The organism is Streptomyces sp. NPDC048416 (assembly GCF_043200435.1).
GTDB lineage: Bacteria > Actinomycetota > Actinomycetes > Streptomycetales > Streptomycetaceae > Streptomyces.
The window spans coordinates 83,689-109,956 of sequence record NZ_JBICXU010000014.1 but is presented as its reverse complement, the minus strand read 5'-3'; the positions used below and the strand labels follow the sequence as shown (position 1 = coordinate 109,956).

Below are 26,268 nucleotides of genomic sequence, written 5' to 3'. Positions count from 1 at the left end.
GCGCCGCACCCCCGGCCATGATCCACCAGACACCCCCTAACCGCTCTGGACCGCCGCCGTCCACGGCAGGGCGATCCAGACCGTCTTGCCGCCGTCGGCGGTGGGCGCGACCGACAGTTTGCCGCCGGATTCGGCCGCGAGCCAGCGGATGATGACCATGCCTCGTCCGTTGTCCTGCTGGACGGCCGCGGGCAATCGTTTCGGCCAGCGCGGATGACTGTCGGTCACCCCGATCCTCAGCACCTCCTCGCGCTCCAGGTGGAGGTCGACCGTGAAGGTGGGCGACTGGCCGAAGGTGTGCTGCACGGCATTGGTGGCGAGCTCGGAGACGATGAGCCGCACCGTGTCGACCGTGTCCGCGTCGGGCGGCAGTCCCCAGTCGGTGAGGATTCCCGCGACATAGCGCCGTGCGGTGGCGACCGAGGCGGGATCGCTCGGCAGAGTGACTGTTGCTTCGAGATGGTCTGCCATGGCGACGCTGTCCCTTTCCCACCCGGACCGGCTTGAGGACTCCTCGCGGATGAACGCTCGCAAAGACGCCGTCGGCCTCGGACTGTGCTTCGCGCCAGAGTGCCACTCATCGTGCCGGTCTCGGGTGCCATCCACCAAGATGTGCATATATCTGTCGCTCAAAGCGGTGAACTCTACGGCGGCGGATCGTATTTGGGCCCACACTTACCCATCGCCGGACGCTGGGGAGCGAAGGAGGCCGGCATGGGGCACGGATTGGCGGTGCGCAGACGCAAGCTCGGCGGGGAACTGCGCCGGCTGCGCGATCGAACGGGTCTCACCAGCGGGGAGGCGGCGGCTCTGGTGGGCTGGCACCAGTCGAAGGTGAGCCGGATCGAGACCGGGCGCAGCGGGGTGAAGCCGGCGGACGTGGCCCGGCTGCTCGATGCGTACGGAGTCCATGATCGCCAACTGCGGGCGGTGCTGGAGGCGTTGGCCGATTCGGCGGGTGGCGGCGGGGCGGACTGGGCGCGCGCGTACCGGGGTCTGCTGCCGCCGCAGTACCGCGACTTCATCAGTCTGGAGTCGCAGGCGCGTTCGGCCCGCACCCTGGAGACCTCGGTGGTTCCCGGTCTGTTGCAGACGCCCGCGTACGCGCGCGCGGTGACCCGGGCCGCGATCCAAGGCCTCGCCCCGGACGAGCTGGACTCGTTGGTGGAGGTGCGGATCGCCCGTCAGGAGGTGCTGCGGGCCGATCCGCCGCTGGCGCTCAGCGCGGTGCTCGACGAGGCGGTGTTGCGGCGCCGGGTGGGCGGTTCGGCCGCCATGCGGGAGCAGTTGCGGCATCTCCTGGCGATCGCCGCGCTGCCGCACGTCCGGCTCCAGATCATCCCTTTCCGATACGGCGGTTATGTCGGGCTCACCGGCCCTTTCACGCTGTTTTCGTTTCCGGCCATTTCGGATCTGGATGTGGTCGTTGTCGACCACTTGACGAGTAGCCTCTACCTCGAACGGAGAGAAGACCTTGAGGCGTACAGTGCCGCGTTCCAGACCGTCCAGGCACTCGCGCTTTCCTCCGAGGACTCGTTGGATCTCATCGCCCTGATGGCCCGGGAAGGCCCGGGTCACTTCATGGCGAGTGGGGAGGCTTGATGTCCGCACACCCCGCGCACGTTCCTTCCAGTACATCCCTCACCCATGCGGCGTGGCGACGATCCAGTCGCAGCGTCGGCATGAACAACTGCGTCGAAACGGCCCGGCTCAAGGGCGAGCTGCTGGCCGTGCGCGACTCCCAAAGGACCCGAGGACCCGCGCTGCTGTTCGGCGCCGCAGCCTGGCAGCGCTTCATCTGCCTGGTGTCAGAGGCGCATTGACGTCACGTCAGGCGGCGGGGGCGGTCCGCAGGATCGTGCCCACCGCCTGGTCGATCTGCTGTTCCGTCAGGTCCGCGCGTGCGGTGAGCCGGATCCGCGAAACGCCGTCCGGCACCGACGGCGGCCGGAAGCAGCCGACCACGAGCCCGGCCGCACGGCAGTTGGCCGCCCAGGCCAGCGCGGCCTCCGGCGACGGCGCCCGCACGGAGACCACGGCGGCGTCGGGGCGCACCGCGGCATGACCGGCGGCGGTGAGCCGGCCGTGCAGTTCGGCGGCGACGGAGCGGGCCCGGCCCGCGAGCCCGGGCTCCGCGCGCAGCAGCCGCAGCGCGGCGAGCGCGCCGCCGGCCGCCGCCGGGGCGAGCCCGGTGTCGAAGATGAAGGTGCGCGCCGCGTTCACCAGATGCCGGATGACCCGCGCCGGCCCGAGGACCGCGCCGCCCTGGCTGCCGAGCGACTTGGACAGGGTGACGGTGGCGACCACGTCGTCCGCGCCGGCGAGACCTGCGCCGTGCAGCGCCCCACGGCCGCCCTCGCCGAGCACCCCGAGCCCGTGCGCGTCGTCCACGACGAGGGCCGCCGTGAACTCCCGGCAGGTTTCGGCCAGTTGAGCGAGTGGCGCCGCGTCACCGTCCACCGAGAACACCGAGTCCGACACCACCAGCGCGGACCCGCCGTGGGCGTCGAGCGCCTTGCGGACCGCCTCGGGGTCGGTGTGCGGCACGACCTCGGTGCGCGCGCGGGCCAGCCGGCAGCCGTCGACGATGGAGGCGTGGTTGCCCGCGTCGGAGACGATCAGCGAGCCGTGCGGGCCGAGCGCGGTGAGCGCGGCCAGGTTCGCCGCGTACCCGGAGGAGAAGACGAGGGCGGCCTCGAAACCGCAGAACGCGGCCAGCTCGCGTTCCAGTTCGGCGTGCAGGGCGGTGGTGCCGGTGACCAGCCGTGAGCCGGTGGCGCCCGCGCCCCAGCGGTGGGCCGCCTCGGCCGCGGCAGCCGTGACCGCGGGGTGCCGGGTGAGCCCCAGGTAGTCGTTGCTCGCCAGGTCCAGGAGGTCCTGGTCGGCGTCGCGCGGCCGGAGCGTGCGGACCAGTCCGGCGCTCTCGCGGCGCTCGGCTTCCCTGTCGATCCAGTCGAATGGCGCTCGCAACATGGTGGCGTCCCTTTTTGTAGGCTGCCGACAGACCCTAGCCGGTGGCCCGGCGGGACACGGTGTGGCGATACACACACCTCAAACCACCTGTGTTGTGGGATACCTACCTTGGCCGCGGACGGTGCGGTACGCGAAGATCGGCGCCATGGACCTGCTGAACACGCTGGTGGACAAGGGGCTGCGGCGCGAACTGCCGACCCGCGAAGAGGCGCTCGCCGTACTGGCGACCTCCGACGACGAACTGCTCGATGTGGTGGCCGCGGCCGGCCGGGTGCGCCGCCAGTGGTTCGGACGCCGGGTGAAGCTGAACTATCTGGTCAACCTGAAGTCGGGCCTGTGCCCCGAGGACTGTTCGTACTGCTCCCAGCGGCTCGGCTCCAAGGCCGACATCCTGAAGTACACCTGGCTCAAGCCGGACGAGGCCTCCAAGGCCGCCGCCGCGGGTGTCGCGGGCGGCGCGAAGCGGGTCTGTCTGGTGGCCAGCGGCCGCGGCCCGACGGACCGCGACATCGCCCGGGTGTCCGAGACGATCGAGACGATCAAGGAGCAGAACGAGGGCGTCGAGGTCTGCGCCTGCCTCGGGCTGCTCTCCGACGGCCAGGCCGAGCGGCTGCGGGCGGCCGGCGCGGACGCGTACAACCACAACCTGAACACCTCCGAGGCGACGTACGGCGACATCACGTCCACGCACACCTACCAAGACCGTGTGGACACGGTGACCAAGGCGCACGACGCGGGTCTTTCGGCCTGCTCGGGGCTGATCGCCGGCATGGGCGAGTCCGACGAGGACCTGGTGGACGTGGTCTTTTCGCTGCGTGAGCTGGACCCGGACTCGGTGCCGGTGAACTTCCTCATCCCGTTCGAGGGCACCCCGCTCGGCAAGGAGTGGAACCTCACCCCGCAGCGCTGCCTGCGCATCCTCGCGATGACCCGGTTCGTGTGCCCGGACGTCGAGGTGCGGCTCGCCGGCGGCCGCGAGGTGCACCTGCGCACCATGCAGCCGCTCGCGCTGCACCTGGTCAACTCGATCTTCCTCGGCGACTACCTCACCAGTGAGGGTCAGGCCGGTCAGGCCGACCTCGACATGATCGCGGACGCCGGGTTCGAGGTGGAGGGCGCGGGCACCACGACCCTTCCCCGGCACCGCGCCGACGCGCTTGCCGCCGCGGGCTGCGGTACAGGTGCGGGTGCGTGCGGTGCGGACGAGGAGAGCGGCTGCGGCTCCCACGAGGGCGGCGGCTGCGGTCCCTGTGGTGGCCACGGCGCCCCCGAGGCCACCCCCGAGCAGGCGCCCGCGGACCAGGCGCGCACCGATCTGGTGGCCGTGCGGCGCCGGGGTGCGGGGACGGATCTCGCGCCCAATGCCTGAGCACTCCCCCGCGGACCTGCTCGGCCTGGACCGCCGGCACGTCTGGCACCCGTACGGCCCGATGCCGAACCGGCAGGAACAGCTCCTGGTCGAGTCGGCGTCGGGCGTACGGCTCCGGCTCGCCGAACCGGCGTACGGGCAGCGCGAGTTGATCGACGGCATGGCGTCCTGGTGGTCGGCCGTGCACGGCTACAACCACCCCGTGCTCAACGAGGCGGTGCGCGGCCAGCTGGACCGGATGAGCCATGTCATGTTCGGCGGGCTCACCCATGAGCCCGCCATCAGGCTGGCCGCGCGCCTGGTGGAGATCACGCCAGGACCGCTCCAGCACGTCTTCCTCAGCGACTCCGGTTCGGTCGCCGTCGAGGTCGCCGTGAAGATGTGCCTGCAGTACTGGCGCTCGGTCGGGCAGCCCCGCAAGCAGCGGCTGCTCACCTGGCGCGGAGGCTACCACGGCGACACCTGGCAGCCGATGTCGGTGTGCGACCCCGAGGGCGGGATGCACGAGCTGTGGCAGGGCACGCTGCCCCGCCAGGTGTTCGTGGGCGCCCCGCCCGCGGAGTTCGACGAGACGTACGCGCAGGAGCTGCGCGAGGCGATCGCGCGGCACGCCGACGAGCTGGCCGCGGTGATCGTGGAGCCGGTGGTGCAGGGCGCGGGCGGCATGCGCTTCCACGCACCCGCGTACCTGCGGGTGCTGCGCGAGGCCTGCGACGCATACGGTGTCCTGCTCGTCCTCGACGAGATCGCCAGCGGCTTCGGCCGCACCGGCGAGCTGTTCGCGGCCCAGCACGCCGCGATCTCGCCCGATGTGATGTGCCTCGGCAAGGCGCTGACCGGCGGCTACATGTCGATGGCGGCGACGCTCTGCACGAGTCGCGTCGCCGACGGCATCTCATCGGGCGACGTCCCGGTGCTCGCCCACGGCCCGACGTTCATGGGCAATCCGCTGGCCGCGTCGGTGGCGCTCGCCTCGATCGACCTGTTGCTCGGCCAGGACTGGCGGGGCGAGGTGAAGCGGATCGAGGCGGGGCTCCGTGACGGGCTCGGCGCGGCCCGTTCGATCGAGGGCGTACGGGACGTACGGGTGCTCGGCGCCATCGGCGTGGTCCAGCTGGATCACGACGTGAACATGGCGGCGGCGACCGCGGCCGCGGTGCGCGAGGGCGTGTGGCTGCGGCCGTTCCGGGACTTGATCTACACGATGCCGCCCTATGTGACGGGCGACGACGATCTGGCGCGCATCTGCCGTGCGGTGTGCGCGGCTGCGCGGGAGGGCTGAGATGGCGATTCTGGTCGTGAGCGGTACCGGCACCGAGATCGGCAAGACGATCACCACGGCGGCCGTCGCCGCGGTGGCGCTCGCCGCCGGCCGGTCGGTGGCCGTCCTGAAACCGGCCCAGACGGGGGTCGCGCCGGGCGAGCCCGGTGACGTGTCCGAGGTGCGCCGGCTCGCGGGAGACGCGGTGACCGGGGCCGAACTGGCCCGGTTCCCCGAGCCGTTGGCGCCGAACACCGCGGCCCGCCGGGCCGGCATGCGGCCCGTCGGACCCGAGGACGTGGCGGAGGCCGCCGCGAAGCTCGCCACCGAGCACGACCTGGTCCTCGTCGAGGGCGCGGGCGGGCTCCTGGTCCGCTTCGACGACCGGGGTGGCACCCTCGCGGACGCGGCCCGCCTCCTGGACGCCCCCGTCGTGGTGGTGACGCCCGCCGGACTGGGCACACTCAACTCGACGGCCCTGACCGGCGAGGCCCTGCGGGCCCGGGACCTCGACTTCGCCGGCGTCGTCGTGGGCAGCTGGCCCGCCGAGCCGGATCTGGCCTCGCGGTGCAATCTCGTGGACCTGCCGGAGTCGGCCGGTGCCCCCTTGCTCGGCACCGTGCCCGAGGGCGCCGGACGGCTGGCGCCCACCGACTTCCGTACCCGGGCTCCCGGCTGGCTCGCCCCGGCGCTCGGCGGCGTTTGGAGTATCTGATGGCTGTGTTACGGGCCCGCATCGGGCAGCTCGTCGTGGACTGCGCCGACCCGGGGCGGCTCGCCCGGTTCTGGGCGGCGCTGCTCGGCGGGCGCCCGGTGGTGCGGGACCCCTCATGGGCGTACGTCGAGCCTCCCGGGGCGCCGCGTCTGGCCTTCCAGCGCGTACCGGAGGCGAAGGCGGCCAAGAACCGGCTGCACCTGGACCTCACGGTCGAGGACGTACGCCGGGCCCGGGCGGCGGCCGTGCGGCGCGGGGCAAGCCCGGTGGGCGCGACGGTCACCGACGCGCGGGGCGACTTCCAGGTGATGCGGGACCCGGAGGGCAACGAGTTCTGCTTCGTTGAGCCGACGGGCGGGTGAGCGGGCCCGGTGGGGGGGTGAGCGGGCCCGGTGGGGGGACAATGCTGGGGGAACCCCCGGGGGAAGACGATCCGCCGGGTCGCCGGACGGCGAGTCCACCGCGCCGCGCCTCGACGGCGGCCGAGTCCGCCGGACGGCCCCGGCCGGCTGCCGCAGGCTCAGGAGGTCCGCCATGGCACAGCGCACCGAGTTCGCACCGGATGCCGTGCACCACCCCGTGTTCGCCCGCTTCTACGCGCGCTACAGCGAGGCGGTGGATCTGAGGGCCGGGATCGCCGGGCACCGCGCGGAACTCCTCCACGGCCTCTCCGGGCGCGTCATCGAGATCGGGGCCGGCAACGGGCTCAACTTCGGGCACTACCCTGCGACCGTTTCCGAGGTGGTCGCGCTCGAACCGGAGCGCACACTGCGGCAGTTGGCGGTGCGGGCGGCGCTCAAGGCCGATGTGCCGGTGGATGTCGTGCCGGGCGCGGCGGAGGCACTGCCCGTCAGGAGCGAGGCGTTCGACGCGGCGGTGGCCTCGCTCGTTCTGTGTTCGGTACGGGACCTGCCGCGGGCACTCGCCGAGATCCGGCGCGTGCTGCGACCGGGCGGTGAGCTGCGGTTCTTCGAGCACGGCAGGGCGCAGGGGCGGGTGTTGTCGGCCGTGCAGTTCGGCTTGGACCACACGGTGTGGCCGAAGCTGTTCGGCGGCTGCCACACGGCCCGCGATCCGCTGGGTGCGATCAGGGCCGCGGGCTTCGAGATCGTCCGCTGCCGCCGCCTGCGGGTGCCCGACAAGGGCTTCGTCGCGCCGTCCTCGCCGTGCGTGCTCGGGGTGGCGCGGCGCCCGCCGCTCGTCCCTGACGAATAAGTCCTTGCCCGGGCAGGGGATGCCGCCGGCTGTGCAGTGGCCCGGGCCCGGTCGGACCGGGGGCTCCATCGGACGCGGTCGGACCCTGCCGGCGCGCGGCGGGCCGGGGCGTCGCGTCCACATGCCAGAACGGGTCGCCGCGCAACGGGGCCCGATGGTGGGATGCCGCCATGAACGAGCTGCGTATACGGGCCGCCGGGCCCGAGGACCTGGACGCCGTGCCGGCCTTCTGGAAGACGGCCGCCGAGGGCACCAGCATCAGCGACGACCGCGCGGGCGTGGAGGCCCTGGTCGCCCGTGACCCCGAGGCGCTGATCCTCGCGGAGGACGGCGGCGCCCTGGTCGGCACGGTGATCGCGGGGTTCGACGGCTGGCGCTGTCACCTGTACCGTCTCGCCGTCCACCCGGACCGTCGCCGCAAGGGCATCGGCGGGGCGCTGCTGGCCGCGGCCGAGGACCGTTTCGTGGCGCTCGGCGGGCGCCGGGCGGACGCCATGGTGCTGACGCGCAACGCGCTTGCCCAGCATGCCTGGCAGGCCGCGGGGTACGGGCCACAGGAGCAGTGGCGGCGATGGGTGAAGCCATTGGGCTGAGCGGCCTCACCACGCTCGCTTTGCCAATGCTTTACCATGGGTGGACCTTCACCCACCGACTGAAAGGTGTGAGCGTCCGCCCATGGGCGAGCCTCCCAGTACCAGCACCGCCGCGGATCGCCGCGCGTCCCGCCTCCCCCTGGCCGATCATGGGACGGAGGTGACCCGATGACCGAAGTGCTCCTGCTCCTGGCGGCCGTCCTGCTCTCGCTGGTCTGCGCGGTCTTCGTGGCCGCCGAGTTCTCCTTGACCACGGCCGAGCGCAGCGACCTGGAGCGTGCCGTCGAGCGTGGCGAACGCGGCGCCGCCGGCGCCCTCAAGGCCGTACGGAGCCTCACGTTCCAGCTGTCCGGCGCCCAGCTCGGCATCACCGCCACCGGACTTGTCATCGGCATGATCGCCAAGCCGTCGATCGCGAAGCTCCTCACCGGCCCGCTGGAATCGCTCGGCCTGTCCGCCTCGGCCGCAAGCTCGGTCGCGCTCGTGCTCGGCATGGTGCTCTCCACCGTCTTCCTGATGGTCGTCGGCGAGCTGGTCCCCAAGAACTGGGCCATCTCCTCGCCACTGGCCGTCGCCAAGGTCGTGTCGACCCCGCAGCGCGCGTTCAGCGCCGCCTTCCGGCCACTGATCAGCCACCTCAACACCTCGGCCAACCATCTGGTGCGGCGCTTCGGTCTTGAGCCCGCCGAGGAGCTGGCCTCCGCCCGCAGCCCGCAGGAGCTGGTGGCCCTGGCCCGGCACTCGGCCAAGCAGGGTGCGCTCGAAGCGGACACCGCCGAGCTGTTCGTCCGCACGCTGGGCCTCGCAGGGCTCAACGCCGAGAACGTGATGACGCCCCGCGTGCAGGTGACCGCGCTCGACGTGCAGGCCACCGCCGAGGACGTGGCCAACGCGACCCGCGCCACCGGCCTGTCCCGCTTCCCCGTCTACCGGGGCAGCCTCGACTCGGTCGTCGGCATAGCGCACATCAAGGACGTCCTCGCCGTACCGGCCGAGCGCCGGCGCCTGCATCCGGTGACCGCGCTGCTGCGCGAGCCACTGCTCGTACCCGAGACGCTGACCGTGGACCGGCTCCTGGACCAGCTGTACGGGAAGCGGACCATGGCCGTCGTCATCGACGAGTACGGCGGCACCGCGGGCGTCGTCACGCTTGAGGACATCGTGGAGGAGGTCGTCGGCGAGGTGCGCGACGAGCACGATCCGCACGAGACCCCCGATCTCGCCGCCGCCGGCCAGGACGCCGACGGCCGCACGCTGTACTCCGCGGACGGCGCCGCCCGCGACGACCAGCTCGCCGCCATCGGACTGCGGGTACCCGACGGCCCCTACGAGACCCTGGCCGGCCTGGTGGCGACCGAGCTCGGGCGCATTCCGAGAACCGGTGACCGGGTGGACCTGTCCGGCTGGCGCATGGACGTGGTCGACGCGAGCGGACGGCGCGCGGCGCGCGTCCTGCTGCATGCCCCGCTGGACACCGCGGACGACAAGGAGGCCGGCCGGTGATCGCGATCCAGATTCTCATCGGCCTGGCCACCCTGGTCGTCAACGCGTTCTTCGTGGGCGCCGAATTCGCCCTGATCTCGGTGCGCCGCAGTCAGATCGAACCGCTCGCCGAGGACGGCAACCGCCGCGCCCGCAGCGTCATTTGGGGCCTGGAACACGTCTCCGCCCTCATGGCCGCGGCGCAGCTCGGCATCACGCTGTGCACCCTGGTGCTCGGTGTGGTCGCCGAACCGGCCATCGCCCACCTGGTGGCACCGGTCTTCGACGCGGTGGGCGTGCCGGACGGGCTCATCCACCCGGTCTCCTTCGTGCTGGCCCTCGCGGTCGCGACGTACCTGCACATGCTGCTCGGCGAGATGGTGCCGAAGAACGTCGCCCTCGCCGAGCCCGCGCGCACCGCGCTGCTGCTCGGCCCGCCGCTGGTGACGCTGGCCAGGGCGCTGCGCCCGGTCATCTTCGCGATCAACGCCTTCGCCAACACCATCCTGAAGCTCCTCAGGGTGGACGCCAAAAGCGAGGTCGCGGCGACCTTCTCCGACGACGAGCTGGCCCGCCTGGTGACCGACGCGGGTGCTGCCGGGCTCCTCGACGACCGCGCTGCCGAGCGTCTGCGCGACGCCCTGGAGCTGGGGCGCCGTCCGGTGCGGGACGTGGTGGTGCCGCTGGACAAGGTGGTGCGGGCCGCGGTCGGCACCACCCCGGAGGAGCTGGAGCGGCTGTCCGCGAGCTCCGGGTTCTCCCGCTTTCCCGTCGTCGACGACGACCGCCGCATCCTGGGCTATCTGCACGTCAAGGACGCCCTCGACGCGTCACCGCGCGACGTGGCCTTCCCGGTCGCCGCGCTGCGGCCGATCGCCCGGGTGCGCACCGCGACCCCGCTGGACGACGTGCTCACCGCGATGCGCCGCAGCCGTACGCATCTGGCGGCGGCGCTCGGCGAGGACGGCAAGCTGGCGGGCCTCGTCACGATGGAGGACGTACTCCGCGAACTCGTGGGCCCCCCGACGGCCGCGGCCTAGCGTCGGGCCGGGGCAGCCGGATCTCACCTTGGCTCTGCTGGACGCTTTCGCCCTGCTGGACGCCTTCGTCCTGCTGGTCGCCTTCGTCCTGCTGGACAGCTTCGCCGCCCGGGCGACCCGCGCGTAGGGCGGGCCCGGCCGATCACGCGTGGCCGGCCGGGCGGCCCGGGTTCGTGGTCTCGGTGAGGCCGGGGCCCGACGCGCCGAGCCCCGCCGACCCGACCGCCATCAGCACAGCGAGCACCGCGGCCATCCCCGCGGTCGCGAACGCGGCGGTCCAGTGGACGTCGAGCAGACTGGTCGCCCCGGCCGTCAGGACGGCGGCGAGTGCCTGGGCGAACGTGCGGATCGCACGCTCGGCGGTGGCCTTCCAGAAGGCCGTCGTGAACAACATGGCACGCTCGCTCTCTCGCGCGGCCGTCACGGCCGTCGCGGCCGGGATCCGAAGAGTCCGAAGAGGTGGCCCCCAAAAAGTTGAGGTGTACCCGGCATACCGCGGAACGGCCCCCACGGACAGGGGCCCGGAGCCGCACAGGATCTGGGCCGCCCCCGGACCTACCGCGCGGTACGATCGCAGCGCCATGGAGATGAATGCCTCATACACCAGCTTTGTCGCGCTCGGGGACTCCTTCACGGAGGGCATGTCCGACCGCCTCCCCGACGGGTCCTACCGGGGCTGGGCCGATCTGCTCGCCACCCGCCTCGCGGCCCGCACGCCCGGTTTTCGCTATGCCAACCTCGCGGTGCGCGGCAAGCTCATCGGGCAGATCGTCGAGGAGCAGGTCCCCGCTGCGGCGGCGCTGCGCCCGGACGTCATCACGCTGGTCGGCGGCCTGAACGACACCCTGCGCCCCAAGTGCGACATGGGCCGGGTACGCGCCCTGCTGACGGAGGCGGTCGAACAGCTCGCGCCCTCCTGCAAGCACCTGGTGCTGATGCGCAGCCCGGGACGCAACGGCCCCGTGATGGAACGCTTCCGGCCGCGCATGGAGGAATTGTTCTCCCACATCGACCAACTGGCCGACCAGCACGGCGCGTTGGTCGTCGACCTGTACGGCGCGCCGGTGCTCGGCGATCCCCGCCTGTGGGACGTGGACCGGCTGCACCTGACCGCCGCCGGGCACCGCAGGGTGGCCGAAGCGGTGTGGCAGACGCTGGGCCTGGATCCCGAGGACGACTGGCGCTCCCCCCTGCCGCCGGCGGTCCGGCCGCGTTGGGCCACGAGCCGCACCGCCGACCTGCGCTTCGCCCGGCAGCATCTGGTGCCGTGGATAGGGCGCCGGCTCACCGGGCGTTCCTCGGGCGACGGGCGCAGCGGTGCCCATTACAGTGCCGATCGGGGCCGGGCGTTCTGGGTCACGCCGCCGCAAGGAGCATCCCCGGGCGCCGTGTCGGACTGGGCCGAGGCCGAGAACGACCACTGAACCCGGCGGGGCCCCTTACGCGGCCCCGTGCTCCGGCACCCGTACGCCGACGAAGCGGGTCGTGCGACGGAGCCGGAAACCGAGCGATTCGTACAGGGCGATCGCGCCGGTGTTGGCGGCGGCGGTGTGCAGGAACGGTGTCTCGCCCCGTTCCTTGATCCCCGCGGCGACCGCCCGGATCAGCCGGGTGCCGAGGCCCTGGCCGCGGTGGGCGGCGTCGGTGCAGACCGCGCTGATCTCCGTCCAGCCCGGCGGGTGCAGGCGCTCGCCGGCCATCGCGATCAGTTCGCCTCCGCGGCGGATTCCCAGGTAGGTGCCGAGTTCGACGGTACGCGGCCGGAAGGGGCCGGGCCGGGTGCGCGAGACGAGGGCCAGCATGTCGGGCACGTCGTCCGCGCCGAGTAGTACCGCTTCCGCGTCGGGGCGTGCCTCAACGGCCTCGTCGACCAGCTGCACGCCCGCCACGTCGAACGTCACCTCCCAGCCGGCGGGCAGCGCGCACCGCACTCCGGGCAGTTCCACGTCCTGGCCCGGACCCGCGAGCGCGGCCAGATCGGACCAGTAGGCGGCGTCCGGGGCGTCGGGCACGGCGAGCCAGGGCGACACGTCGGGCTGGTAGCGCAGCACCTGGCCCCGCGCCTCGGCGAAGCGGGCGTGCGGCCCGGTCAGCGCGCTGTACGCGGGGTTGTCCAGCGGGTGCGCGGGCGTCCCGGTGCGGACGGACACGTGGGGCATGGTCTCCCTGTCTTCCTGGTTCGGCCGGGGGAACCGCGTCCTCGCCGGAACTGCTTCATCACGTCCCTGAGAACAAGGGCGCATGCGGGTCCCCGCATTCCCGGACCGATGCGGACCAGCCGCCCCTGGTGGCCGGACCCGCGGCCCCACCGCGTGATCGTTCTTGGCATGCTGTGCACATGGCATCCCTCCAGCTCATCGACCTCGTCGACCAACTCCTCTCCCACACCGGCCCGTTGCCGATCGTTTCGGCCGGCGACCCCGTACTGCGGCGGCCCGCCGAGCCGGTGGGCGACCGTCTCGACCGGCGAAGGCTCGGCCGGCTGATCGAGGCGATGCGCGCGACGATGCACGCCGCTCCCGGCGTCGGCCTGGCCGCGCCGCAGGTGGGACTGCCGCTGCGGCTCGCGGTCATCGAGGACACGGCGGACGTGTCCGAGGACATCAGGCGGGCGCGCGGCCGTGTCCCGCAGCCGTTCCGGGTCCTGGTCGATCCGTCGTACGACGCGGTCGGAGCCGGCCGGGCCGCGTTCTTCGAGGGCTGCCTGAGCGTGCCCGGCTGGGGAGCGGTGGTCGCCCGGCACGAGTCCGTACGGCTGCGCGCGCTGGACGAGCACGGCCGCCCGGTGGACGAGGTGTTCACCGGCTGGCCCGCCCGGATCGTCCAGCACGAGACCGACCACCTCGACGGCACGCTGTATCTGGACCGCGCGGAGCTGCGCTCGCTGTCCTCGCGGGAGGCGATGGCCGAGCGCTGGGCCCAGCCCACGCCGGCCGCGGCGGCCGAGGCCCTGGGCTTCGAGCTGAGCGACCCCACGGAGGCATGAGCAGGAGGCACCGCTGCCGCTCTGCACTGCCTCACTGGGGGTGAGGGACGTCTCGTAGCAAGCCACAAACCGGGGTGGGGCGCTGGCCTGCAGAAATCGCCAGTAGAATCTCGACACGTGACTGCTGTGTCTGCGAAGCCTCGCATCCCGAATGTTCTGGCCGGCCGCTACGCCTCCGCGGAGCTCGCCGTCCTCTGGTCCCCCGAGCAGAAGGTCAAGCTGGAGCGCCGGCTGTGGCTCGCCGTGCTGCGCGCCCAGAAGGACCTGGGGATCGAGGTGCCCGATGCAGCGCTCGCCGACTACGAGCGCGTCGTCGACCAGGTCGACCTCGCCTCCATCGCCGAGCGCGAGAAGGTCACCCGGCACGATGTGAAGGCCCGCATCGAGGAGTTCAACGCGCTCGCCGGGCACGAGCAGGTCCACAAGGGCATGACCTCGCGCGACCTGACCGAGAACGTCGAGCAGCTCCAGATCCGGCTGTCCCTCGAACTGATGCGGGACCGCACCGTCGCCGTCCTCGCCCGCCTGGGCAAGCTGTCCGGCGAGTACGCCGAGCTGGTCATGGCCGGGCGCTCGCACAACGTGGCCGCGCAGGCCACGACTCTGGGCAAGCGTTTCGCGACCGCCGCCGACGAACTGCTCGTGGCGTACGGCCGCCTGGAGGACCTGCTCGCCCGCTACCCGCTGCGCGGCATCAAGGGCCCGGTCGGCACGGCGCAGGACATGCTGGACCTGCTGGGCGGTGACGCCTCGAAGCTGGCCGACCTGGAGCAGCGCATCGCGGGCCACCTCGGTTTCGCGCACGCCTTCACCTCCGTCGGCCAGGTCTACCCGCGCTCCCTCGACTACGACGTGGTGACCGCGCTCGTCCAGCTGGCCGCCGCGCCGTCCTCGGTCGCCAAGACGATCCGGCTGATGGCCGGACACGAGCTGGTCACCGAGGGCTTCAAGCCCGGCCAGGTCGGCTCGTCCGCGATGCCGCACAAGATGAACACCCGCTCCTGCGAGCGCGTCAACGGCCTCATGGTCATCCTGCGCGGCTACGCCTCGATGACGGGCGAGCTGGCGGGCGACCAGTGGAACGAGGGCGACGTGTCCTGCTCGGTGGTCCGCCGGGTCGCGCTGCCCGACGCGTTCTTCGCCTTCGACGGGCTCCTCGAAACCTTCCTCACCGTCCTCGACGAGTTCGGCGCGTTCCCCGCCGTCGTCGCCCGTGAGCTGGACCGCTACCTGCCGTTCCTTGCCACGACGAAGGTCCTGATGGCCGCGGTCCGCGCCGGGGTCGGCCGGGAAGCCGCGCACGAGGTGATCAAGGAGCACGCGGTGGCCTCCGCCCTCGCGATGCGCGAGCAGGGTGCCGAGCGCAACGAACTCCTCGACAAGCTCGCCGCCGACGACCGCATGCCGCTCGACCGGGCTCAGCTCGACGCGCTGATGGCCGACAAGCTCTCCTTCACCGGCGCCGCGGGCGACCAGGTGGGCGCCGTCGTCTCACGCATCGAGGAGATCGTCAAGCAGCACCCCGCGGCCGCGGGTTACGCCCCGGGCTCGATCCTGTGATCCTGCTTCCGTGCTGACTCCCCAGGAACTCAAGGCCGCTCGCGACACCGTCATTCCGGACGTGATCGCGGGCGGTCTTTCCGTACTGTTCTGCGGCATCAACCCCGGTCTGATGTCGGGCGCGACGGGCCACCACTTCGCCCGTCCGGGCAACCGGTTCTGGCCGGTGCTGCATCTGTCCGGCTTCACCCCGAGGCAGTTGAAGCCCGCCGAGCAGGACGAACTCCTCTCCTACGGTCTGGGCATCACCAATGTGGTGGCCCGGGCCACGGCACGCGCGGACGAGATCGACGCCGAGGAGTTCCGTGAGGGCGGGCGCCTGTTGGCGGCCAAGGTGGAGCGGCTGCGGCCCAACTGGCTTGCTGTCGTGGGGGTGACCGCGTACCGCACGGCCTTCGGCGACCGCAAGGCCCGGATCGGCCCGCAGGAGCACGTGATCGGTTCGACCCGGGTGTGGGCGCTGCCCAACCCCAGTGGCCTCAACGCCCATTGGACGGCGCAGACGATGGCCGAGGAGTACGCCCGGCTGCGCGTCGCCGCGCAGACCCCGCCCGGTTAGAAGCTGCCCCGCCTGTCCTGTGCGGGCGCGCGGGGCGTCGCAGTGGCGTCATCCGGCTTGCTTGCGGGCCGCTCGGGCCCGGCGGTGCGGCGGCCGGCCCGGTACCGGCCGGGGGTCGTTCCGATGATCCTGGTGAACGCCGCGATGAAGCTGCTGGGGTTGGCCCATCCGCAGGCCGAGGCGGTGTGGGTGGTGTCGTGGCCTTCGGCGAGCAGGACGAGTGCGTGGCAGACGCGTAGCTGCGTGCGCCATTCGTAGAAGGTCATGCCGAGTTCGTCGCGGAACAGGCGGCTCAGGGTGCGGCTGCCGGCTCCGACGGTCTTCCCGAGGTCGGCCAGCGTCGCGTTGTGGCCCGGCGTCTCGTACAGCATCCGGGCAATGGCCTGGAGTCGGTCGTCCTGTGGCTCCGGCAGGTGCAGGGGCTGTTCTTGCGCTGCGCGGAGTTCGTCGACGAGGACGCGAAGCAGACGAGAGCGCGCGGAGGGGCTGTAGTCGGGCACGGCGTCGTCGTAGGCACGGGGGCCGGTCAGGGCGAGCAGAACCTCGCGGGCGAGATCGGAAGCGAGGAACACGGCGGGACCGTCCGGCACGAGCCGGGCGAGGGCCGGCGGGAGAAAGACGATCCGCATGTCGGTGTCGCCGTGTGCTCGGTGGCGGTGCGTGAACCCGGCGGGGGTCCAGGCGACCCGGTTGGCTGGCGCGACCGACGTCCCGCTGCGGGTGTGAACGGTCAGCACGCCACTGGCCGCGTACACCAGGTGTCCCCGGGGGTGCGACTGGGCTGCGCTTGTCTCGCCGGACGGCCACAGGTGACGTCCGCCGGACGGCCACATGAGCGAGGTGGCGTCGGCGCTCGGTGGAGGTTGGCGGCGAACGGGCATCGGTTGGCATGTTACCGGTAGCAAGCCACCCCCTGATCCCGTGAGACTGCCTGCATGCGGCGTGGTTCTCAGGTGCGTGGAGCGCCTGGCCGAACCACATGTCATCGGGGCAGCGGGCCCCGACAACCGCGCCAGAGAAGGAGATTGACATGGCGACGTTCGTCCTCGTGCCGGGCGCCTGGAAGGGCTCCTGGTCCTTCGAGTCGGTGGTTCCGCTGCTGGAGCGTGCCGGTCACACCGTCCACGCCCTGACCCTGACCGGTCTGCGTCCGGACGACGACGCCGCGACCCTCGCGAGTACCAACCTCGACTCGCACGCCGACGACGTGGTGCGCCACCTCGATCGCCACCACATCGCCGGCGCGACGCTGGTCGGGCACAGCTACGGCGGGATGGTGATATCGCGGCGGCCGCCGACCGCGCCGCCGGCCGGATCTCACGACTGGTGCATCTCGACGCCTACGTACCGCTCGACGGTGAGTCGTGCTGGTCGTCGACGAACGACCACTTCCGGGAGCTGCTGAGCACCGGGGCCGCGGCCACCGGCTACGCCGTCCGGCCGCCGGACGGCGGCGATCCCCGCCGCCGCCCCCACCCCCTCGCCTCGTTCCTTCAGACGATCCGGCTCACCGGCGCGTTCGCCGAGGTGCCGCGTCGGGAGTTCGTCTACTGCTCGGGGTGGGAGGACCGGACGCCGTTCGCCGCACAACGCACCCGGCTCCAGGCCGATCCCGCGTGGCAGGTCCACGATCTTCCGACCGGTCACGACGCCATGCACGAGGACCCGGAAGCCGTCGCCGCGCTCCTGCTCGGCGAAGGCGCCGCGGATGCGCCGACCGACACACGACAGATGTGCCGCCCATGAGGGCCGGCTCCTTTTCGGCCGGGCCACCGCGACACGGCCTCCTCGCCGACGGGGCCGTTACGCCCGCCCGTTGAGGCAACACCCAGCCATCGGGCGCCTCCGCCTCGGGGCTCGGGGCTCGGGGCTCGGGGCTCGGAACGTCATAGGCTTCCCAGCCCGGCCCGGGCGTCGGCGGCGGGCGGCGGCGCGCGACGGAGACCGTCAACTCGCCCGGCCCGCAACCGATGGCGGCCGATGTCGGCTTCGCGTGCTTCCTCGTGCTCCCTCGTGATTCTTCTTCGTGCTTCCGCGTGCTTCCGCGTACTTCCCCGTTCTCCCTAGGGAGGTGCTATCTCCGTCACCGTCACGCTCAGGTCCCACCCCGGGCCCTCCTCCTCCAGGTCGAGGCCCAGCGCTATCCACCTGCCGTCGACCCGCCACAGGTGCAGGAAGTCGAAGCCGACGGCGAACTCCGCCCAGGGCTCCGGTATGGATTCCCCCGCGACCAGCCGGGCCTGCGCGCTCCAGAGGCTGATCCACTGCGGTTCCTGCCAGCGACGGGTGAGCTCTGCGACCAGCGCGTCATGGTCGGCGACGCACTGCGCGCGCTGTTCGAGCCGCTCCGTCAGGTCCTCCCACTCCTCTTCGTCGGCGCTCAGACACACGCTGTGGTACCCCGGCCCGCTCACACCCGAGCCGTCGCGGCCGCGCTCCGCGGGGAACTCCCGGGAGCGCAGCCGGTCGATGTGCTGGAGATACAGGGCGGTGGTCATGTCGTCAGTAAACCGGCTGCCACTGACAATTGGCGGTGTGTCAGTGGTTGAACGGTCACCCCCGGGCGGTCACCCGGGCGGTCATCGCGGCATACGAGTCCGGATTCGTGGCCCAGGGCTGATGCGCCTCCGTTACGGGCCGCCGCTCGCCGTACACCTGACCAGCGAGTACGATCCGGCAGACACGCGCACGAGCTGGGAGGACACACGTTGGGGCGGCTGACCGGCGGGGACCCCTCTCTGCTGCGGAGGATCAACAGCGCGGTGGTGCTGCATGCCCTGAGGGGCGCGGAATCTCCCACACTGACCGATCTGACCCGGATCACCGGCCTGTCACGGCCGACGGTCGAGGGCGTGGTCGACGGCCTGATGGAGGCCGGGCTCGTCGTCGAGTCGGCGCCCGAGGAGGGCGAGGCCCGGCGTCAGGGCCGTCCCGCGCGGCGCTTCAGGTTCCGGGCCGAGGCGGGGCACCTGCTCGGCATAGAGATCGGCCCGCACCGGGTGGCCGCGCTGCTCTCCGGCCTCGACGGCCGGATCTTCGGCGCGGGTTCGCGCGAGGTGCCGGAGGCGGCCTCGGCCGACGAGCGTCTTGAACGGGTCCGGGTGACCGTCGCCGATGTGCTGCGCCGCGCCGGTGTGGCCCGCAGCTCGTTGCGCGCGGTCGGCGTCGGCAGCCCGGGCATCGTCGAGGCGGACGGCACGGTGCGGCTCGGCACCGCGCTGCCGGAGTGGACGGGCCTGCCGCTGGGCGAGCGGTTGCGGCGTTCCTTCCGCTGCCCCGTCCTGGTGGAGAACGATGCCAACGCGGCGGCCGTGGCCGAACACTGGAAGGGCGCCGCGGTCGACTCCGACGACATGGTTTTCGTCATGGCCGGCCTGAGCCCGGGCGCGGGTTCGCTGATCGGCGGCCGGCTGCACCGGGGCTTCGGCGGCGCGGCGGGTGAGATCGGCGCGCTCCACCTGCTCGGCCGCGACGTCACGCCCGAGAAGCTGCTCTCGACCACGGACGAGCCGCTGCACCCGCTGGACGAGCAGGCCGTCGCCGATGTGTTCACGCTGGCCCGGCAGGGTGACGCGCGAGCACAGGCCGCGGTGGAACGATTCCTTCAGCGGCTTGTGCACGATGTCGCGGCCCTTGTGCTGGCCCTCGATCCGGAACTGGTCGTCGTGGGCGGCTGGGCGGCCGGCATCGACGGCGTACTGGAGCCGCTGCGCAAGGAGCTGGCGCGCTACTGTCTGCGGCCGCCCCGCGTGGTGCTTTCGATGCTCGGCGAGGCGGCGGTGGCGACGGGCGCGCTGCGTCTCGCCCTCGATCACGTCGAGGAAGAGTTGTTCGCCGTCGAGGGCACGGTGACGGCGCGGCGCTGAACTGGGCTGAGCTCGGCTGGGCTGATCTGAGCTGGGCTGGGCTGAGCTCGGCTGAGTTGCCCAGGCATCACCAAGGCCCGCGGCTCAAGGAGCCGCGGGCCTCGTGGTGTGCGGGGCGCGGGTCAGGAGGCTCGGCGCTGCTGACCGGTGTGGCGGGCGGGACAACGGTCAGCAGGCTCGGCGCGGCTGGCCGGTGTGGCGTGGCGGGGCGCGGGTCAGGAGGCTCGGCGCTGCTGGCCGGTGTGGCTGATCTCCAGATCGCCCGAGTCGCCGAAGGTGAGGCGGCAGGTGTCCGCGCGGTAGGTGGCGACCGAGACGGCCAGGGTGCGGCCGCCGGCGAAGTACCGGGTCGTCACGACGAGGACGGGTGCGCCGGGCAGCCGGTCGAGTTCCTTGGCGTCGTCGGCGCGCGCCGAGCCCAGTTCCACGGCGCGGTCCTGGCCTTCGAGCTCCAGGCGCCGCAGTTCGCGCAGTACGGCGCGGCCGCGCGCGGGTCCCGACGGTACGTCGATGGCGGAGAGCTCGGGCACCGAGCCGACCGGGACGTACAGGAGCTCGGCGGCGACGGCCTGGCCGTGGGTCACCCGGATCCGGCGGACGGTGTGCACTTCTTCGCCGCCTGCCGCGCCGAAGAGGCGGGACACCGCCGGGGGCGCCACGGCGGTCATGGCGTCGGCCGTCTGCCAGTCGTCGCCGGGTGCGCCGGGCCAGTCGTGCTGGGCTGTGGCCACCGGAACGGCCGTGCGGGGCGGGGCGACGGTGGTGCCGACGCCACGGCGACGATGCAGTCTGCCTTCGAGTTCCAGCTGTTCCAGCGCCTGGCGCAACGTCGCGCGTGCGACGCCGAACCGGGCTGCGAGGTCACGCTCGTTGGGCAGGATCTCGCCCACCGCGAAGTCCGAGTCGAGCGCCTCGCTGAGTACCGTCTTGAGGTGCCAGTACTTCGGTTCCGGCACCGATTCCAGCTGCGTGGCCCCCACCCTGATCCTCCGCAATCGCCGTGTCCGCGGCGGCTTTCCGTGCCCTTGTTTATTAAAGGTTCCTGCACTAACTCTGCGACCATAGGGCGGCCCACCCCCTTGGTCAAGACCAATCCTCGGTCCGTTACGGAGCGCACACGACGGTTGCCACAGAGCGTTCACATGACGTTCGCGCCCCCGCCGTGCCCGTACGGAGACGGGGTCGATCCAGGCGCCCAGGCGGCCACCGCGGAGTGCGCGGAGGCCGGTCCGTTCATGGCGCGCCCGAAATGTCTATTGAACTCCCGGCTACCGGACGGTAGTTGTTGCTGACAAGTCGTCTAAGCGCGGATCCCAGGACAGGGAGCAGCACCATGACCTCAGAGGTCTCGTTCACGATCGACACCCCCCGAGGGAAGCGCTCCACCTCGGTCACCTACCGGCGCGAGGGCACGGGCGAACCGCTTCTGCTGCTGCACGGCATCGGCCACCACCTCCAGGCATGGGACCCGGTCTTCGACCTGCTGGCCGCCGACCGTGATGTGATCGCCGTCGACCTGCCGGGCTTCGGCGCCTCGCCGGGACTGCCGGACGGCGTCTCCTACGACCTCGCCACCGTCGTCCCGGTCCTCGGCTCCCTGTGCGCGGCCCTCGGCGTCGACCGCCCCCATGTCGCGGGGAACTCGCTGGGCGGGCTGCTCGCCCTTGAGCTCGGGCGCGCCGGGCTCGTACGTTCCGTGACGGTGCTCTCGCCGGCCGGCTTCTGGACGCCTTCGGAGCGGCAGTACGCGTTCACCGTGCTGCGCACCATGCGGCGGACGGCGAAGGCCCTGCCGCTCCCGCTGATCGAGCGGATGTCCCGCACGGCCGCCGGGCGCACGGCGCTGACCAGCACCATCTACGCCCGGCCCGGCAGGCGTTCACCGCAGGCCGTCGTCGCCGAGACGCTTGCGCTGCGCGACGCTCCGGGCTTCGGGCGGACCCTGGCCGCCGGGCGGGACGTCGTGGTCACCGACGACGTGCCGGGCGTGCCCGTGACCGTCGCCTGGGGCAGCAAGGACCGGTTGCTGCTGCGCCGCCAGGGCGTCCGCGCCAAGCTCGCCGTCCCAGGCGCCCGGCTCGTACGGCTGCCGGGGTGCGGCCATGTGCCCATGAACGACGACCCGGCCCTGGTCACCCGCGTCATCCTGGACGGAAGCCGCCCGGTCGACGGGCCCGCGCGGAGGGCTGCCCAGCACGCCTGAGCGGGCCGCCGGAACGCATCCTGCACCGGAGGCGAACACTCCAGGCCACAGACGGCGGAAAACGACCAAAAGAGCATCAGAAGCACACTTAACCCGTCAGTCACAAAGCGTTCGTGATCACGCAACACCGCTCCGTCACAGTGGTGCCATGACTGATACGCGCGCCTCTAACTCCGCCCCGAACTCCGCCTCGAACTCCGCCTCGTCCGCCACCCCGTCCCCCGCCCCGATGCCGACGGCACACGCCCGGTCCCGCCGTCACTCGTGGCGGCGGGACCTCGTCGAACTCGCCGCGCTGTTCACGGCCGTGGCCGTCGCCGACGGACTCGCGAACCTGGTCGCACACGGCCCCGACGGGACGCTCCTGCTGGTCGCGTCCGCGGCGGTGCTGGTCGCCACGGCGGCGTTCCACACCTGGTGGGCACGGCGCCACAGCCACGCCCCGCCGCCCCAGGGCGTCGGTGACGCCGGTGACACAAGTGACACCGCTGGCGGCGCGGCGGCCGACGGCGAATGCGGGGTGGAGGGCGCGTCCCGCGAGACGGCCCTGTGGCGGATGCGGACGACGGTGCGGGACGAGCCGGGGAGCCTCGCAGCGCTGTGCACCGTCCTGGCCGGGCACCGCGTGGACATCCTCACCCTCCAGACGCACCCGCTGGCCGACGGCACCGTCGACGAGTTCCTGCTGCGCACCCCGGCGGGCGTGTCGGCCGCCGAACTGACCCGGGCGGTGGCCGAGGCGGGCGGCCAGGACACCTGGACCGAGCGGGCCGACGCCCATGACCTCGTGGACGCGCCGACCCGGATCCTCGGCCTCGCGACCCGTACCGCACTCGACGCCGCGGAACTCCCCCTCGCACTGCGCCAGTTGCTGGGCCGCTGCACCATCCACTCGCTGCCCGCGGTCTCCCTCACCGGCCGCCCGCACGGCGAGATCGCCCCGGTCGAGGGCGTACTGGAGTCGACGACCATGCGGCTGCGCGACCCCAACGGCGGGGCCATCACCATCGAGCGGCCCCATCTGGCGTTCACCCCGACGGAGTTCGCCCGCGCCAGGGCTTTGGTCGAGCTGGATGCCCGGCTCGGCCCGCGTGTGCCGCGCGGCGAGGACGTGCTGACGCTGCCCGAGGGCAACGAGATCACCGTACGGCGCGCCGGTCCGGGTGATCTGGAGGCAGCCAAGGCCATGCACGAGCGCTGCTCCGAGCGCACGCTCGGCCTGCGCTACCACGGCCCCGTCGGCGACGCCGACCGCTACCTCGGGCACCTCCTCAGCCCCCGCTACGGCCGCACCCTCGCCGTGCAGACCGCCTCCGGACGCCTCGTCGCGCTCGGCCACCTGCTGTGGGACGGCGACGAGACCGAGGTCGCCCTGCTCGTCGAGGACTCCTGGCAGCGCCGCGGTATCGGCTCCCAACTGCTGCGCCGTCTCGTCGATCTCGCCGCAGAGGCCGGCTGCGACAGCGTCTACGCCGTCACCCAGGCATCCAACACCGCCATGGTCGCCGCCATGCGCGGGCTCGGACTCGCCCTCGATTACCAGATCGAGGAGGGCACCGTGGTGGTCACGGCCCGACTCGGCGCCACGGAGCCCCAGGGCGCGCCCGCACGCCCCCGGCCCGTCGATCGGCGGTAGCGGACGGCGTCCCGGGGACCCCCGACGGGTGCGTGCACCAGATCCGACGGGTGCGCGCACCGGATCCGTCAGGTGCTCGCGCCACAATCCGACAGGTGCTCGCGCCACAATGGGTGGTGACGCGGAGCCCTCGCTCGGAGAGGATGTCCGCATGTCAGTCACTTCCAGCAGCGCGCTGCCCCGCCAGGTCGCCGACGCCTATGTCGACGCACTCATCGAACTCGACCCGATCACCGGGAGCTATCTGGGCGTCAGGGCGAGCCACGCCCTCCTGCCCGACTTCTCCCCCGCAGGACAGTCGGCCCTGGCCGACCTGGCGCGCACGACGCTCGCCCGTCTCGACGAGGCCGAGCGGCAGCCCGGCGCCGACAGCGACGCCGAGCGGCGCTGCGGCCGGCTGCTGCGGGAGCGGCTGACCTCCGAACTCGGCGTGCACGAGACGGACGAGGGACTGCGCAAGATCAGCAACCTCAACTCACCGGTGCACGACGTGCGGATGGCGTTCACGATGACGCCGACGGAGACCGAGGAGGACTGGCGCGCCCTCGCCGCACGGCTGCGCGCCGTACCCGGTGCCGTCGGCGGTTACCGTGCCTCGCTCGAACTCGGCCTGGAGCGCAAGCTGTTCGGCGGCCCGCGCGCCACCGACACCGTCATCGGGCAGCTCGGCGAGTGGATCGGCACCGGCTTCTTCGAGGGGCTCGCGGCACCCGGCCCCGCGTCGCTGCGCACCGAACTCGACACGGCGGCCGCCGAGGCGTCCGCCGCGCTCGGCACCTTTCGCGACTGGCTGCGCGACGGGTACGCGCCGGCCATCGAGGGGGCGTCGGACACGGTGGGCCGCGAGCGCTACCAGCGCTGGTCGCAGTACTACAACGGCACCGCGCTCGACCTCGACGAGGCGTACGCGTACGGCTGGTCCGAGTACCACCGGCTGCTCGGCGAGATGAAGACCGAGGCCGCCAAGATCCTGCCCGGCGCCGGCCCCTGGGAGGCGCTGGCCCACCTCGACGAGCACGGCACGCACATCGAGGGCGTCGACGAGGTCCGCGCATGGCTCCAGTCCCTGATGGACGAGGCCATCGACGCGCTCGACGGCACCCACTTCGAACTCGCCGAGCGGGTACGGAAGGTGGAGTCCCGCATCGCGCCGCCCGGCGGCGCCGCGGCCCCGTACTACACCGGCCCCTCCGAGGACTTCTCGCGCCCGGGCCGCACCTGGCTGCCCACCATGGGCGGGACCCGCTTTCCGGTGTACGACCTGGTGTCGACCTGGTACCACGAGGGCGTGCCCGGCCACCACCTCCAGCTCGCCCAGTGGGTGCACGTGGCCGACCAGCTCTCGCGCTACCAGGCCACCGTCGGCATCGTCAGCGCCAACGCGGAGGGCTGGGCGCTGTACGCCGAGCGCCTGATGGACGAGCTGGGCTTCCTCACCGACCCCGAGCGCAGGCTGGGTTATCTGGACGCGCAGATGATGCGCGCCTGCCGGGTGATCATCGACATCGGGATGCACCTGGAGCTGGAGATCCCGGCGGACTCGCCGTTCCACCCGGGCGAGCACTGGACGCCCGAGCTGGCCCACGAGTTCTTCGCAGCGCACAGCAGCCGTCCGGCCGACTTCGTCCAGAGCGAGCTGATCCGCTACCTGTCGATGCCGGGGCAGGCCATCGGCTACAAGCTGGGCGAGCGCGCCTGGCTGCTGGGCCGCGAGAACGCCCGGGCCCGCCGCGGCGACGCCTTCGATCCGAAGGCCTGGCACATGGCGGCCCTCTCGCAGGGCTCGCTCGGCCTCGACGACCTGGTCGACGAGCTCTCCAAACTCTGAGCATCCCTGCGGGGGCGGTCCGCTCAACGGGCCGTCCCCGCTGGGGACGTCCGGGGTGGTCAGTCGGCGAGGTCGGCGGCTTGCATCCGCAGGACGTGTGCCAGCGCCCGTGTGGGCGCCTTCATGGGGCCCGGCCCGCGCACCAGGCTGATGCGTCGCACCTCGTCCGCGACGCCCTCGACGGGCACGAGGCATACGCCGGGCGGGACCACGGGCAGCAGCGCCGGTGTGGCCGTGGTGATGCCGGCGCCGGCCGCGACCAGGTGCAGTTTGGTCAGCCAGTCGCGGGCGGTGTGGCGGACCACCGGCCGTCCGGGCAGACCGGGCCAGACACCGAGCAGCGGCTCGTCCGCGGTGCCGGGACTGGCGATCCACGGTTCCCGCGCGATCTCCTCGACGCTGACGCTGCCCCGCTCGGCGAACGCGCCGCCCGCCGGCACCACCACGGCCAGCTGCACTTCCATCAGCGGCTCCGCGGTCAGGGGCGGATCGTCCGTGTCGGGCGAGCGGTGGGGCGGCCTGGAGGAGAGGAGCGCGAGATCCAGGGTGCCGGCGCGCAGCGCACGCGCCAGTGCGGGGGTGGTCGCCTCACGCGTCGTCACCTGGATGTGCGGGTGCTCCTGGCGCAGCATCGCCAGGGCACGGGGCACGATCACCGCTCCGGCGGTGGGGAAGAAGCCCAGCCGGACGCGGCCCCGCTCGACCTCCCGCGCTCCGCGCAACTCCCGGCCGGCGTCCTCCAGGGCGTCCAGGGCGACGACGGCATGCCGCAGGAGGGCACGGCCCGGGCCGGTCAGCCGGACACCCCCGGCGTGCCGGTCGAAGAGCCGGGCGCCGGTGGCCTGTTCCAGTGCGGCCATCTGCCGGGAGACGGCCGACTGCGTGTATCCGAGCGCGTCCGCCGCGGCGGTGAAGGTACCCCGCTCCGCCACCTCGCGCAGCACCCGCAGCGCGACCAGCGTCATCTCCATGAGGTCTCCAT

The 26,268-nt window shown here is 72.5% G+C and carries 28 protein-coding genes; 20 read left to right on the top strand and 8 right to left on the bottom strand.

What is annotated here, in order from left to right:
• Positions 1-36: 36 nt before the first annotated feature.
• Positions 37-471 (bottom strand): ATP-binding protein, encoded by a 435-nt coding sequence (locus tag ACGFW5_RS19690; protein WP_393835521.1) that lies wholly within the window; start codon positions 469-471, stop codon positions 37-39.
• A gap of 243 nt (positions 472-714) precedes the next feature.
• Between ACGFW5_RS19690 and ACGFW5_RS19685 the strand changes: the two genes are divergently transcribed.
• Together ACGFW5_RS19685 and ACGFW5_RS19680 are read left to right on the top strand one after the other, a co-directional pair.
• Positions 715-1,602: a helix-turn-helix domain-containing protein gene (locus tag ACGFW5_RS19685; RefSeq protein WP_393835520.1), complete on the top strand. Its 888-nt coding sequence runs from the start codon at positions 715-717 to the stop codon at positions 1,600-1,602.
• The gene (locus tag ACGFW5_RS19680; RefSeq protein WP_393835519.1) at positions 1,602-1,823 is read left to right on the top strand and encodes a DUF397 domain-containing protein; all 222 of its coding nucleotides are present in this window, start codon (positions 1,602-1,604) and stop codon (positions 1,821-1,823) included. Before ACGFW5_RS19685 ends, ACGFW5_RS19680 begins: the two co-directional genes overlap by 1 nt.
• A 7-nt stretch (positions 1,824-1,830) precedes the next feature.
• On the opposite strand, the gene ACGFW5_RS19675 is transcribed toward ACGFW5_RS19680, so the two are convergent.
• On the bottom strand, positions 1,831-2,973 hold the full coding sequence (locus tag ACGFW5_RS19675; RefSeq protein ID WP_393835518.1) for an 8-amino-7-oxononanoate synthase: 1,143 nt from the start codon (positions 2,971-2,973) through the stop codon (positions 1,831-1,833).
• 145 nt (positions 2,974-3,118) lie between these two features.
• Between ACGFW5_RS19675 and bioB the strand changes: the two genes are divergently transcribed.
• From bioB to ACGFW5_RS19635, 8 genes are all read left to right on the top strand, one after another.
• On the top strand, positions 3,119-4,342 hold the full coding sequence (bioB, locus tag ACGFW5_RS19670) for a biotin synthase BioB (protein WP_393835517.1): 1,224 nt from the start codon (positions 3,119-3,121) through the stop codon (positions 4,340-4,342).
• Positions 4,335-5,624 carry an adenosylmethionine--8-amino-7-oxononanoate transaminase gene (locus tag ACGFW5_RS19665; protein ID WP_393835516.1) on the top strand — a complete coding sequence of 430 codons (1,290 nt, stop codon included), beginning with the start codon at positions 4,335-4,337 and terminating at the stop codon, positions 5,622-5,624. Before bioB ends, ACGFW5_RS19665 begins: the two co-directional genes overlap by 8 nt.
• A gap of 1 nt (position 5,625) precedes the next feature.
• On the top strand, positions 5,626-6,318 hold the full coding sequence (bioD, locus tag ACGFW5_RS19660) for a dethiobiotin synthase (RefSeq protein WP_393835515.1): 693 nt from the start codon (positions 5,626-5,628) through the stop codon (positions 6,316-6,318).
• On the top strand, positions 6,318-6,680 hold the full coding sequence (locus ACGFW5_RS19655) for a VOC family protein (RefSeq protein ID WP_393835514.1): 363 nt from the start codon (positions 6,318-6,320) through the stop codon (positions 6,678-6,680). Before bioD ends, ACGFW5_RS19655 begins: the two co-directional genes overlap by 1 nt.
• 172 nt (positions 6,681-6,852) lie before the next feature.
• A complete protein-coding gene (locus ACGFW5_RS19650) occupies positions 6,853-7,533 on the top strand; it encodes a class I SAM-dependent methyltransferase (protein WP_393835513.1) in 681 nt (226 codons plus the stop codon).
• 170 nt (positions 7,534-7,703) lie between these two features.
• Complete coding sequence (locus ACGFW5_RS19645; protein ID WP_393835512.1) at positions 7,704-8,126, top strand: GNAT family N-acetyltransferase; 423 nt, start codon at positions 7,704-7,706, stop codon at positions 8,124-8,126.
• 168 nt (positions 8,127-8,294) lie between these two features.
• Positions 8,295-9,629, top strand: coding sequence for a hemolysin family protein (locus ACGFW5_RS19640; protein WP_393835511.1), 1,335 nt, complete (start codon positions 8,295-8,297; stop codon positions 9,627-9,629).
• Positions 9,626-10,648 carry a hemolysin family protein gene (locus ACGFW5_RS19635; protein ID WP_393835510.1) on the top strand — a complete coding sequence of 341 codons (1,023 nt, stop codon included), beginning with the start codon at positions 9,626-9,628 and terminating at the stop codon, positions 10,646-10,648. Before ACGFW5_RS19640 ends, ACGFW5_RS19635 begins: the two co-directional genes overlap by 4 nt.
• Positions 10,649-10,790: 142 nt before the next feature.
• Here ACGFW5_RS19635 and ACGFW5_RS19630 read toward each other — a convergent pair whose 3' ends face one another.
• On the bottom strand, positions 10,791-11,042 hold the full coding sequence (locus tag ACGFW5_RS19630; RefSeq protein WP_393835509.1) for a holin: 252 nt from the start codon (positions 11,040-11,042) through the stop codon (positions 10,791-10,793).
• A 187-nt stretch (positions 11,043-11,229) separates the two neighbouring features.
• On the opposite strand from ACGFW5_RS19630, the gene ACGFW5_RS19625 reads away from it, so the two are divergent.
• Entirely contained in the window at positions 11,230-12,072 is an 843-nt protein-coding gene (locus tag ACGFW5_RS19625) for an SGNH/GDSL hydrolase family protein (protein WP_393835508.1), read from the top strand.
• A gap of 15 nt (positions 12,073-12,087) precedes the next feature.
• Here the strand turns inward: ACGFW5_RS19625 and ACGFW5_RS19620 are convergent, their stop codons facing one another.
• Positions 12,088-12,807, bottom strand: a complete 720-nt coding sequence (locus ACGFW5_RS19620; RefSeq protein ID WP_393835507.1) for a GNAT family N-acetyltransferase — start codon at positions 12,805-12,807, stop codon at positions 12,088-12,090.
• Positions 12,808-12,986: 179 nt separating this feature from the next.
• Here ACGFW5_RS19620 and ACGFW5_RS19615 point away from each other — a divergent pair, with 179 nt between their 5' ends.
• From ACGFW5_RS19615 to mug, 3 genes are all read left to right on the top strand, one after another.
• Complete coding sequence (locus ACGFW5_RS19615) at positions 12,987-13,634, top strand: peptide deformylase (RefSeq protein WP_393835506.1); 648 nt, start codon at positions 12,987-12,989, stop codon at positions 13,632-13,634.
• 117 nt (positions 13,635-13,751) lie between these two features.
• Complete coding sequence (purB, locus tag ACGFW5_RS19610; protein ID WP_393835505.1) at positions 13,752-15,194, top strand: adenylosuccinate lyase; 1,443 nt, start codon at positions 13,752-13,754, stop codon at positions 15,192-15,194.
• A gap of 13 nt (positions 15,195-15,207) precedes the next feature.
• Positions 15,208-15,753 (top strand): G/U mismatch-specific DNA glycosylase, encoded by a 546-nt coding sequence (gene mug, locus ACGFW5_RS19605; protein ID WP_393835579.1) that lies wholly within the window; start codon positions 15,208-15,210, stop codon positions 15,751-15,753.
• Here mug and ACGFW5_RS19600 read toward each other — a convergent pair.
• Positions 15,750-16,586 carry an AraC family transcriptional regulator gene (locus ACGFW5_RS19600; RefSeq protein WP_393835578.1) on the bottom strand — a complete coding sequence of 279 codons (837 nt, stop codon included), beginning with the start codon at positions 16,584-16,586 and terminating at the stop codon, positions 15,750-15,752. The genes mug and ACGFW5_RS19600 overlap by 4 nt on opposite strands.
• A gap of 197 nt (positions 16,587-16,783) precedes the next feature.
• On the opposite strand from ACGFW5_RS19600, the gene ACGFW5_RS19595 reads away from it, so the two are divergent.
• Together ACGFW5_RS19595 and ACGFW5_RS19590 are read left to right on the top strand one after the other, a co-directional pair.
• Positions 16,784-17,158 carry an alpha/beta fold hydrolase gene (locus ACGFW5_RS19595; RefSeq protein WP_393835504.1) on the top strand — a complete coding sequence of 125 codons (375 nt, stop codon included), beginning with the start codon at positions 16,784-16,786 and terminating at the stop codon, positions 17,156-17,158.
• Positions 17,080-17,499, top strand: a complete 420-nt coding sequence (locus ACGFW5_RS19590; RefSeq protein ID WP_393835503.1) for a hypothetical protein — start codon at positions 17,080-17,082, stop codon at positions 17,497-17,499. Before ACGFW5_RS19595 ends, ACGFW5_RS19590 begins: the two co-directional genes overlap by 79 nt.
• A 317-nt stretch (positions 17,500-17,816) precedes the next feature.
• Here ACGFW5_RS19590 and ACGFW5_RS19585 read toward each other — a convergent pair whose 3' ends face one another.
• Positions 17,817-18,251, bottom strand: coding sequence for a hypothetical protein (locus tag ACGFW5_RS19585; RefSeq protein WP_393835502.1), 435 nt, complete (start codon positions 18,249-18,251; stop codon positions 17,817-17,819).
• Positions 18,252-18,461: 210 nt separating this feature from the next.
• Here ACGFW5_RS19585 and ACGFW5_RS19580 point away from each other — a divergent pair, with 210 nt between their 5' ends.
• The gene (locus ACGFW5_RS19580; protein ID WP_393835501.1) at positions 18,462-19,619 is read left to right on the top strand and encodes an ROK family transcriptional regulator; all 1,158 of its coding nucleotides are present in this window, start codon (positions 18,462-18,464) and stop codon (positions 19,617-19,619) included.
• 215 nt (positions 19,620-19,834) lie between these two features.
• Here ACGFW5_RS19580 and ACGFW5_RS19575 read toward each other — a convergent pair whose 3' ends face one another.
• Positions 19,835-20,599, bottom strand: a complete 765-nt coding sequence (locus ACGFW5_RS19575) for a GntR family transcriptional regulator (RefSeq protein WP_393835500.1) — start codon at positions 20,597-20,599, stop codon at positions 19,835-19,837.
• A 353-nt stretch (positions 20,600-20,952) separates the two neighbouring features.
• Between ACGFW5_RS19575 and ACGFW5_RS19570 the strand changes: the two genes are divergently transcribed.
• From ACGFW5_RS19570 to ACGFW5_RS19560, 3 genes are all read left to right on the top strand, one after another.
• Complete coding sequence (locus ACGFW5_RS19570; protein WP_393835499.1) at positions 20,953-21,822, top strand: alpha/beta fold hydrolase; 870 nt, start codon at positions 20,953-20,955, stop codon at positions 21,820-21,822.
• Positions 21,823-22,051: 229 nt separating this feature from the next.
• A complete protein-coding gene (locus ACGFW5_RS19565) occupies positions 22,052-23,458 on the top strand; it encodes a GNAT family N-acetyltransferase (protein WP_393835577.1) in 1,407 nt (468 codons plus the stop codon).
• Positions 23,459-23,609: 151 nt separating this feature from the next.
• Complete coding sequence (locus ACGFW5_RS19560; RefSeq protein ID WP_393835498.1) at positions 23,610-25,286, top strand: DUF885 domain-containing protein; 1,677 nt, start codon at positions 23,610-23,612, stop codon at positions 25,284-25,286.
• A 59-nt stretch (positions 25,287-25,345) separates the two neighbouring features.
• Here the strand turns inward: ACGFW5_RS19560 and ACGFW5_RS19555 are convergent, their stop codons facing one another.
• Positions 25,346-26,257 carry a LysR family transcriptional regulator gene (locus tag ACGFW5_RS19555; RefSeq protein ID WP_393835497.1) on the bottom strand — a complete coding sequence of 304 codons (912 nt, stop codon included), beginning with the start codon at positions 26,255-26,257 and terminating at the stop codon, positions 25,346-25,348.
• Positions 26,258-26,268: the final 11 nt, after the last annotated feature.